Genomic DNA, 7,932 nt, shown 5'->3' with positions numbered 1-7,932 from the left:
GCCGAAGGCCGCGTCCGCCAAAACTGCCACCACGGCCAAGGCCACCGCTCCGAAGGCTCCGGCGAAGGCCGCCGCCAAGGCCGTGACGCCCAAGGTCGCCCTGGCCAAGCCGGTCGCCGCGAAGACCGCCAAGGCTTCGAAGGCTGCCGTGACCGCCGGCCTCGCCGCCAAGGCCAAGCCGGCCCGCGCTCCGGCCTCGATGCACTGAGCTGACGGCGCCTTTCGGCGCCCTCAAACTGCAGATTCAGGAGCCCGCCCCTTCACCGAGGGGCGGGCTCCTGCCGTTTCTGCCTTCCGGAACAGGCCGGCCCCGGCATCGTTGTTCGGCCTGACGCGTACGCCGTGCGCCGCAACGGGAGGCCGCGATGCGCGCCGTGATCTTCGACATCGACGGGACCCTGCTCGACAGCGTCGATCTGCATGCCCGCGCCTGGGTCGAGGCGTTCGCCCATTTCGGCGTCGAGACCGACGAGGCCAAGGTCCGCAGCCAGATCGGCAAAGGTGGCGACGAGCTGATGCCGGAATTCCTTCCGGCCGAGCGCATCGAACGCGAGGGCAAGGAAATCGAGGGGTTCCGGTCGGATCTCTTCAAGAAAAAGTATCTCCCGGAGGTCCGGCCGTTCCCGGCGGTCCGGCCGTTATTCGAGCGGCTGCATGAGGCCGGCCTGAAGATCGCGCTGGCCTCGTCGGGCAAAGGCCCCGAAGTCGAGCGCTACCAAGAAATCCTCGGCATCGCCGACCTCGTCGACGTCGCCACCAGTTCCGACGACGCGGATCGCTCGAAGCCACATCCCGACATCTTCGAAGCCGCGGTGAAGAAGCTCGAAGGTCTCGGCAAGGACGACATGATCGTGGTCGGCGACACGCCCTACGATGCCGAGGCGGCTTCGAAGGCCGGCCTGCGCACCGTCGGCCTGCTGTGCGGAGGCTTTCCGGAGGCCGACCTGTCGGCCGCGGGCTGCATCGCGATCTATCGCGACCCGCAGGATCTCCTCGACGGATTCGAGTCGTCGCCGCTCGCGAAGGGTTGAGCCGCGACGGAAGCAAGCGAAATCGTCGGGGCCGCGCCAGCTCTCCACGGTTTCCCGCTTCCTGTGTTGCAGTGCGGTGACGGAGCGTGATGCCGGCTACGTAAAAGTGCGAATGGGGCTGGCGCGATGGGGCGGGAAGGCGTAGCCACCCGGCCGCCATCTGGAACGTCTCCAAGCACGAGCCCCGCGCATGCCCCAGACTCACCAGTCCAGCCCCGCACCGCGTTTCGTGCCGGCGGCCAAGCCCCTGCCGGAGCAGATCGCCGAGGCGATCGCCTGCCGGTCGACCCCGCTCAGCCATCTGCTGCGCCTGATGTCGGCGCTCAACGCGGAGGGTGGCAACGAAGCCCTGCGTCATGAACTCCGTGCGCGGATCGGCGCGCCGCTCGACGCCTGAACCCGCGGCAACGCGTCAGCGCCGCCTGTGATGATGCTTGCGTTTGCCGGTGCGCTTCGGCGGTTGGGCGGCCGCCTGGGTCGTTCGGGCCATGCAGGCGAAGTAGATCTGCCGGCCGACATCCTCCAGTTCCAGGCCCTGGGGATTGGGTGCCGAGAACACCTTCGCGCGCGCCTCGTTGCGGCAGGCCGCGTCTTCCGGGCTTTTGATCGGCGGTTCGGCCCTGGCCGCCGCACCACCGAGGATCGTCGTCAGAACCGCAGCCGAAACCCATGCGGGGACCCGCATCCTGGCTTGGATACTCAACATACCGGAGCGTGTTCCTCGTTGGACAGAACCGCCGAGATAGTGCGGATTGTCCTTCCGTGAAGCTTCGTCAGACTGCTGGTTCCGGCGACGACGCCGTAAGACAGCACTGCCTGCGATCCGGGCGCGGTCTGCGTGCCATGCGTCAGGGCACGACCCACAGGCAGCGGCCGGACCCCGTGATCGTCATGCACTCGTAGGGCGCGCCACCGATCAGCGCCCGCTGCTCCACAGGGCCGATATCGGCCCGTGGGATCCGGCGGCACCCCGGTTCCGGCGCCTCGCGGGCCGGCCCGGTCGCGGCATCGATCCGGCGGGTGGCGATCAGCGTGTCGCAAGCGGTGACGGTGGATGGATCCTGTGCCGAGGCATGGCCCGATCCCAGGAGGACGAGCGGCAGCGCCGCCAACAGGGTTCGAGACCGCATCGCTTCCTCGCCATTCGCGTCATGCTCAAGGGCACCCGGTCATCCCGCGCATGCGCTTGACGACGGCGGCTTTCAACACGGATCGGCGCGTGAAGGTTGCCGGGCATCCGACCGACGCGGCTCGGACGAGCGATTGCGCCACTGGACCGGCGGTTGAACCGGCGCGCTGTCGGGCTCCGCGTCGCCCCCCGGGGGCGAGCGGTCCGACGGAGCGCTTCTTCCTCGAACACGGCAACGCCGCCCGCCTTGGGGGGCGGACGGCGTTCGAGCGCTCTACGGACGCAGCCCGCGTCCGGCGACGCGGGTCAGCGCTTTGCTTTGGCCTTGCGGGCGGCGTAGCGGGCGTCGCGCTGGGCCTTCTTCAATTCGAGTTCGGCAGACTTGCGCTCTTGCGCGGCAGCGAGTTCGGCGGCCTCGCGGGCGAGCCGCGCAGCGAGTTCGGCCTCCTCGCGCAGACGCTTCTCCTCGGCAGCCTTCCGCTCGGCGGCGATCCGGGCGGCCTCGCGCTCGCGCGCGCGCTCCTCACGGGCCTGGGCGATCTCGGCCCGGGCCTTCGCCTTGGCGATCACTTCAGGATCGTCGACCGGCGGGCGTGCCTTGAACTTGGCCAGCAGGGCAGCCTTGGCGCTCTGCGAATGCTGGCGGCGGTCGTCGAAATTCCGGTAGTCGAATGCGCTCATCTGACCTTTCTCGGTTGGGTACGTCACGCGTGTCGCGGGGACGACCGGCTGAACCGGCCACGTACTGAGACTACGGGTTCCGGAACCGTCCCCGGGCCCCGGAACCGCACCGATCCATCGGCGCTGCCGATGGTCCGACCCAAGCGCTCGGCTCACGCGGGAGCGCTCGGGTCGGGCCATGTCTGAAAAAACGGGACAGCCCTTAAACCCTGCTCCCCTGAGGACGCAATCGCGTCGGCGTACCGAGGGCGCCGGTAAAACGACAATCGAGGTGAACTCTGTAAAAGTTTGTCCGGGCGATGCCCAAAAGCCTCAAACCGACGATGGGACACAACGATCTCGAACGGAGTTTCGTCGGTTGCCGGGTGGGACGAGCCGCAGGCTCGATCTAATGCGAGACAGGTAGGTCGCGCCCGCCGAACCGACAAGACCGGGTGATCGCCACGATTGCCGCCGACCGGCGGGGCAGGGCCTCCCGCTCCCCCGCAGGCGGAGTCTTCCGCGACTCGCCATGGGCTTCCCGGTGGCGCATCTTCCGTTTCGGCCCGCTTGATGGTGGAGTCCTGCCGCGTCGTGCCCCGGGGCGGACACGTGGGCGCGAGGAGCTGTGATGCGCACCCTGATCCTGTCCGATATCACCGCCGAGGCGTTCGCCCCCTACGGCGAGGTCCTGGATGATCCCGCCACCCCACCCCGTCAGGACCAGGCCGGGCGGATGCAGAACACGCGGCAGGCGGCGCGCGCCAACCTCGCGCTGGTGCTGAGCGAGCCGATGGCCGGCCTGATGCCGGTGCGTCGCCTCGAGCGGCACCTGCATTCCAACCAGGCCTTCCTGCCGCTCTCGGCGGATGCCTACGCCGTCATCGTGGCCCCCGATCGCGACGGCCGCCCCGACGAATCCCGGATCGAGAGTTTCCGCGTGCCGGGCCATGTCGGAATCAATTACCGCGCGGGGACCTGGCACGCGCACATGATGACGCTCGAAAAGCCGGGCCGCTTCGCCATGCTGGTCCACGAGGACGGTACCGACGCGGATTGCAGCTTCGCACCGATCGCCCCTCTTACGATCGCGCTGGGATGAACTGCTCAACAAATAGGCATCGCTCGTCATGGCCTGGAATTGCACTCAGGTAATCGCAACAAGTGCCTGGTGTTTGTGCATCGCGTAGACATCCGGGCTCGGCCAACAACTCGGCACGATGCCTGCACCGCCCGGAAGCCGGCCCATCCTGAATACCGGTGTGAGGAACGCGATGCCTGAGACACCCCCTCCGTTCGACCCGGACGCCTACGCGGCAGTGGCCGCGCCGCTCCTCGGCCTGGCGATCGATCCGGCCTGGGTGCTGCCGATCACGTTGAACCTGCGCGTCCTGGCCTCCGCCGCGGACCTGGTAGCGGGCTTTCCGCTCCCCGACGAGGTCGAGGCTGCGCCGCGGTTCGAGGCATGAGCGCGCCGACGCCATCCGATGCCGCGACGATCGCCGCCGCGTCCACTGAGAGCACGACGAGGCCGATCGCGGCATCGTCGAAGCCCGCGCGATACGGGTCGTCCGCCGCCGGGTCTTGACCCACGCTCTCGCCCACTCGGAAAAACCCTCGACCGCGCCGCGGCGCGCTCCCGCACGAGATGCCCCCCTGCCGCGGTCCCGACCGCGAAGGCGCCGCAGGATGGCGCCCGAGCGTGGCCGTGGCAAGGCGTCCCGCCCGGCTGCGGCGACCCGTCCGCTCAGCGCGGCCGGCGGGCGAACTCCAGATAGGTCGGGCGCCGCCCCGCCGCCAGCGCCTTCGCCTCGTAGCGGGTCCCGGGCCAGCCCGGGAACGGCCGGGTCCAGTCGCGCGCGCCCGACGCCGTCCAGGTCAGGACCGGGCAGCGGGCGGCCCGGACCAGGGTCCAGCCGGCGTAGTCGTCGATGTCGCTGGCGAAGCGGAACAGCCCGCCATCCTTCAGGACGCGGCCGATCTCGGCCAGCGAGGAATCCGACACGAAGCGGCGCTTGCGCTGGCGGCGCTTCGGCCAGGGATCGGGATAGAGCAGGTAGACCCGGTCCAGGCAGGCGTCCGGCAGGCGCGCCAGCAGGGCGGTGACGTCCTCGTCGCGGATGCGCACGTTGCGCAGGGACCGCGCCTCAATCGCGGCCAGCAGCTTGACCACGCCGTTGACGAACGGCTCCGCGCCGATGATCCCGATCCCGGGATGCGCCTCGGCCTGGGCGGCGAGGTGCTCGCCGCCGCCGAAGCCGATCTCCAGCCAGACCGCCTCGGGCCCGCCGCCGAGGGCCGGGAACAGCGTGCGCGGATCGAGCGGGCCATCGTCCGGCGGGAGATCGACGCGGAGCGCCGGCAGAAGCTCGGCGAGGCGCCGCTCCTGCAGGCCGCGCAGGCGCTTGCCCTTGCGCCGCCCGAAGAAGGCGCGCTCCGGCTCGTCGGCCTCGTGACCGGGCCGTCCGTTCAGGTCAGACATCGCTTACCAACACGGCGTCCGCGCACCGGGCGGGGACGGAGTTCCAGGGGCTCGCGACCCCGCAGCAGGGCTCTGCCCTGGACCCGCGAAAGGTCCAAGACCTTTCGAAACCGGGACTCACGAAAACGCCAGCGCGCCGTCCCGGATGGGGGACGGCGCGCTGGCGGGCGGTACGGCGCTGGCGCGGGGGCCGCGCCTTACGACAGGGCCGACTTCAGCTTCTGGGCGAGGTCGGTGCGCTCCCACGAGAAGCCGCCATCGGCCTCGGGGGCGCGGCCGAAATGGCCGTAGGCCGCGGTGCGGGCGTAGATCGGCTTGTTCAGGCCGAGCGCCGTGCGGATGCCGCGGGGCGACAGGTCCATGGCGTCCATCAGGACGGATTCGAGCTTGGCCTCGTCGACCTGGCCGGTGCCGTGCAGGTCGACGTAGATCGACAGCGGCTTGGAGACGCCGATCGCGTAGGCGAGCTGGATCGTGGCGCGCCGCGCCAGCCCGGCCGCGACCACGTTCTTGGCGAGGTAGCGGGCCGCATAGGCCGCCGAGCGGTCGACCTTGGTCGGATCCTTGCCCGAGAAGGCGCCGCCGCCGTGCGGGGCCGCGCCGCCGTAGGTGTCGACGATGATCTTGCGGCCGGTGAGGCCGCAATCGCCGTCCGGACCGCCGATCACGAACTTGCCGGTCGGGTTGACGTGCCAGACGGTGCCCTCGTTGACCCAGCCCTGCGGCAGGGCGGCCCGGATGTAGGGCTCGACGATGGCGCGCACGTCCGCCGAATCCAGGGACTCGTCGAGGTGCTGGGTGGAGAGCACGATCTGGGTCGCCTCCACCGGTCGGCCGTTCTCGTAGCGGACCGTGACCTGGCTCTTGGCGTCGGGGCCGAGCTTGCCGGCATCGCCCTCGCCCTTCTTGCGGGCGTCGGCGAGGTCCTTGAGGATCTTGTGGGCGTAGAACAGCGGCGCCGGCATCAGCTCCGGGGTCTCGTCGGCGGCGTAGCCGAACATGATGCCCTGGTCGCCCGCGCCTTCGTCCTTGTTGCCGGCCGCGTCGACGCCCTGGGCGATGTCGGCGGACTGGGCGTGGAGGTAGATCGCGACCTCGTTGTTCTTCCAGTGGAAGCCGTCCTGCTCGTAGCCGATGTCCTTCACGGCCTGGCGGGTCAGCTCCTCGAGGTTCTCGAAGGTCACCGAATCCGGGCCGCGCACCTCGCCCGCGATGACGACGCGGTTCGTGGTGGTCAGGGTCTCGACTCCGAGCCGGGCCTCCGGCATCGCCGCGATGTAGGCGTCCACCACCGTATCGGAGATGCGGTCGCTGACCTTGTCGGGATGGCCCTCGGAGACCGACTCACTGGTGAACAGGTAGTTGGAACGCGGCATCTGGACGGATCCCGATCACGGGTACGCCGTCGCGATCGCGGCGTTCGACCCTTATGGGGTCGGGGTTCTCGCACCGGGTCAGGGGGCGGTCAAGGCGGATCGCCGAACAGATCCGCTATAACGTACGAAACGGGTGAAAAAACGCCCGTTTCTTCGACGGCTCAGCAATCAGCCGTTGAGCTTGTGGTCCAGCGCGCGGATCGCGGCGGCGACGTCCCGGCGGGCTTCCTCGCTGAAATGATCGGTGATGTGGCGCCCGACGATCTCGGCCAGGCCCTGGAGGCCGCCGCCCTCGCTCAGGGGGGCCTGCTCCGGCTCGGAGAAGCCCGGCGCCGTGAAGTCGTCGTTCCGCGGCATGCCCTTGAAGAAGTAATCCATCGGCACCCCGGTCATCCGGGAGAAGATGTCGAGATGGACGGCACTGATCCGGTTGGTGCCCTTCTCGTACTTCTGCAACTGCGCCGCCGACATCCCGAAACTCTGCGCGACGCGGCGCTGCGTCAGCGACGCCTTCCGGCGCTGCTCGGCGATGCGTTGACCGACATACACGTCACGCTGATCGGTTTTCTGACCCGCCATGTAGAACTTGCCCACTCCTGCCGCGATTTTCGGGCGGCGAAGCTTAACCGCATAGCGAGTCCGTGTCACCGGCAGGCGACGATCGCGGTAAACGTTTTCGCTCAACGCCGGACACACGTCCGCAACCTGGATTCTGGTGTCCCCGGCAGGGCTCGAACCTGCGACCCCAGGTTTCATACCACTTCGGCTTTCGCCGCCGCGCCCCCGGAGAGCCGCGTTCGTGGCCTGGACTATCCCTTCACCGTGGGCCGGCGCTCGCGCCCGGCCGTTAGGTGCCGCCCGTCTAGTCTCTACACCTTCCCGCCGACGCGTGTGCGCCGGGCGGGCTTGGCTCGGGATCGGCAGGACGCCGGTGTCCCGGCGCCGGAAGCTTTCCCCGACTTTGAGCGGATCCGTCGCGTGGTTTCCCGGCGCGACGCCCAATTGTGACCGTTTAGGAAACCTGTGCTCTGTCCAGCTGAGCTACGGAGACGACCGCGATTCCCATAGCATCAACGCCCGGACAGGCCAACCGCGCGGTGCGTGCGCCGGCGTTCCGGGGCATGGTCGATCCGGCAGCATGAGCGATCCGGGAGGCGGTCGATGATCCGGACGACGGCGGGGTGGCGACGGTGCCGGGCGGCAGCTCTGGTGCTGGCGGCCTCGGGCCTTGCCGGGCCGGCCGGCGCCGCGGGC

At 69.5% G+C, this 7,932-nt stretch carries 10 protein-coding genes and 1 pseudogene; 5 read left to right on the top strand and 6 right to left on the bottom strand.

All coding sequences use genetic code 11. The features are described from left to right. The 3 genes and pseudogenes from FV228_RS14960 to FV228_RS14950 form a co-directional block, all read left to right on the top strand. Nucleotides 1-208: pseudogene (locus FV228_RS14960) on the top strand (DUF2934 domain-containing protein); the annotation flags it as partial. A 157-nt stretch (nt 209-365) separates the two neighbouring features. Then, the gene (locus FV228_RS14955) at nt 366-1,031 is read left to right on the top strand and encodes an HAD family hydrolase (RefSeq protein ID WP_147855348.1); all 666 of its coding nucleotides are present in this window, start codon (nt 366-368) and stop codon (nt 1,029-1,031) included. Nucleotides 1,032-1,221: 190 nt separating this feature from the next. Further along, a complete protein-coding gene (locus FV228_RS14950; RefSeq protein ID WP_147855347.1) occupies nt 1,222-1,428 on the top strand; it encodes a hypothetical protein in 207 nt (68 codons plus the stop codon). A 15-nt stretch (nt 1,429-1,443) separates the two neighbouring features. On the opposite strand, the gene FV228_RS14945 is transcribed toward FV228_RS14950, so the two are convergent. The 3 genes from FV228_RS14945 to FV228_RS14935 form a co-directional block, all read right to left on the bottom strand. Further along, complete coding sequence (locus FV228_RS14945; protein ID WP_246693914.1) at nt 1,444-1,716, bottom strand: hypothetical protein; 273 nt, start codon at nt 1,714-1,716, stop codon at nt 1,444-1,446. Between the two features lie 163 nt (nt 1,717-1,879). After that, a complete protein-coding gene (locus tag FV228_RS14940; RefSeq protein ID WP_147855345.1) occupies nt 1,880-2,161 on the bottom strand; it encodes a hypothetical protein in 282 nt (93 codons plus the stop codon). Nucleotides 2,162-2,466: 305 nt separating this feature from the next. Further along, complete coding sequence (locus FV228_RS14935) at nt 2,467-2,841, bottom strand: DUF6481 family protein (protein WP_147855344.1); 375 nt, start codon at nt 2,839-2,841, stop codon at nt 2,467-2,469. Between the two features lie 610 nt (nt 2,842-3,451). On the opposite strand from FV228_RS14935, the gene FV228_RS14930 reads away from it, so the two are divergent. Next, nucleotides 3,452-3,922 (top strand): ureidoglycolate lyase, encoded by a 471-nt coding sequence (locus tag FV228_RS14930; RefSeq protein ID WP_147855343.1) that lies wholly within the window; start codon nt 3,452-3,454, stop codon nt 3,920-3,922. A gap of 172 nt (nt 3,923-4,094) precedes the next feature. Then, a complete protein-coding gene (locus FV228_RS14925) occupies nt 4,095-4,289 on the top strand; it encodes a DUF4089 domain-containing protein (protein WP_147855342.1) in 195 nt (64 codons plus the stop codon). A 278-nt stretch (nt 4,290-4,567) separates the two neighbouring features. Here the strand turns inward: FV228_RS14925 and FV228_RS14920 are convergent, their stop codons facing one another. From FV228_RS14920 to FV228_RS14910, 3 genes are all read right to left on the bottom strand, one after another. After that, on the bottom strand, nt 4,568-5,302 hold the full coding sequence (locus FV228_RS14920) for a tRNA (guanine(46)-N(7))-methyltransferase TrmB (protein ID WP_147855341.1): 735 nt from the start codon (nt 5,300-5,302) through the stop codon (nt 4,568-4,570). A gap of 197 nt (nt 5,303-5,499) precedes the next feature. Continuing rightward, nucleotides 5,500-6,678, bottom strand: coding sequence for a methionine adenosyltransferase (metK, locus tag FV228_RS14915; protein ID WP_147855340.1), 1,179 nt, complete (start codon nt 6,676-6,678; stop codon nt 5,500-5,502). 168 nt (nt 6,679-6,846) lie between these two features. Next, a complete protein-coding gene (locus FV228_RS14910) occupies nt 6,847-7,257 on the bottom strand; it encodes a helix-turn-helix transcriptional regulator (protein ID WP_147855339.1) in 411 nt (136 codons plus the stop codon). Nucleotides 7,258-7,932: the final 675 nt, after the last annotated feature.

It is taken from the genome of Methylobacterium sp. WL18 (assembly GCF_008040015.1).
Lineage (GTDB): Bacteria > Pseudomonadota > Alphaproteobacteria > Rhizobiales > Beijerinckiaceae > Methylobacterium > Methylobacterium mesophilicum.
The sequence above is the reverse complement of the archived record's forward strand: the minus strand, read 5'-3'. Positions and strand labels throughout refer to the sequence as shown.